Below are 1,222 nucleotides of genomic sequence, written 5' to 3' on the forward strand. Positions count from 1 at the left end.
GCGCCAGCTCTACACCGGATACTTGCCAGGGACTCTTGATTCCCAGTATCTGGGCATATAGGTCTTTGTCTCTCATAGGGGATTACGATAATCTACCCACTCCATTTGGGGAAGAGCCTATGGTTTGGCGCTGGGCTACGAAGATTTGAACGACCTCGATGATTTGCGCAAGGACAGCACTCGAACAGGGATTGCCCGGACCTGTCATCGTCGAACACCGTCAGCCCGAAACCCGAGAACAGCAGCATGTGCCCTCCTGCCTGCAGCACAGCGCCTGGCTGCAGCCTTTTGCTGCGCTGGTGCGGAACTTCGGCGTACCACGCTACAGCGAAATCGATCCCACCTGGTTCTTCGCCATCAGTTTCATCACCATGTTCGGCATGATGTTCTGCGACGTCGGACACGGCGCAGTGATCTTTCTCACACCCTGGCTGATGCCCGGGAAACTGCGCATGATTCGTCCGGTGATGATGGCGGCAGGCCTGTCATCCATGCTTTTCGGCATACTCTATGGCAGCATATTCGGTTACGAGCACCTTTTCCCGGCCGTTTGGATCGCACCGCTGAGCGACCCGGTACTGATGCTCAAGGTGGCCTTTTTCTGGGGCGTGGGATTCATCCTGGTGGCCTCGATGCTGACCATCCGCAATAACCTGGTGGAAAACCATTTTTCCCGGGCGCTCTTCGACAGTCAGGGTGTCGCGGGCCTGCTGCTGTATCTGAGCATCCTCTCCGGTGGCTGGCAATGGCTCGAGCAGGGCAGCGTGGGCATATTGAACCAGGCCCTGTTCCTTGGCTCGCTGGCCGTGGTGCTGGGTTACAAATGGAAAGAACAGGATGCCCCCCGGCGAAAGACTGCTGGTAGTGATTATAGAAGGCTTCGAGACCTTCATGAACTATATTTCCAATACCCTTTCCTTCCTGCGGGTGGCGGCTTTCGGCCTGAATCATGTGGCGCTGGCCATCGCCGTATTCGCACTTGCCGACATGCTCGGCGCGACAGGGCACTGGATCACCGTGGTGCTGGGGAACCTGTTCATTTTAGTGCTGGAAGGCGCTATTGTAGTGATCTAGGTATTGCGTCTGGGTAACTACTCACCACTAAGACTGAGTACAAGCCTGCCTCGATGGATCTACAATCGCTTTTTCATGTCTGTAGAGGCTTGACATCATAGTACGCCGAGTCTATGCTATTGACCCAACACATCGAATGGATCAACAG

Annotated in this window: 1 protein-coding gene; it reads left to right on the forward strand. The window is 55.3% G+C overall.

All coding sequences use genetic code 11. From position 1 onward, the window contains the following. The first annotated feature begins 158 nt into the window (after nucleotides 1-158). Complete coding sequence (locus tag ACOCD2_RS20690) at nucleotides 159-1,091, forward strand: V-type ATPase 116kDa subunit family protein (RefSeq protein ID WP_293653325.1); 933 nt, start codon at nucleotides 159-161, stop codon at nucleotides 1,089-1,091. The last annotated feature ends 131 nt before the right edge of the window (nucleotides 1,092-1,222 follow it).

The organism is Thiolapillus sp., from assembly GCF_048562965.1.
Classification (GTDB): domain Bacteria; phylum Pseudomonadota; class Gammaproteobacteria; order Chromatiales; family Chromatiaceae; genus Thiolapillus; species Thiolapillus brandeum_A.

Excerpts from the sequence above, each read along its gene's own strand:
- ACOCD2_RS20690 (WP_293653325.1), top strand. The coding sequence starts at position 159 with ATGATTTGCGCAAGGACAGCACTCGAACAGGGATTGCCCGGACCTGTC.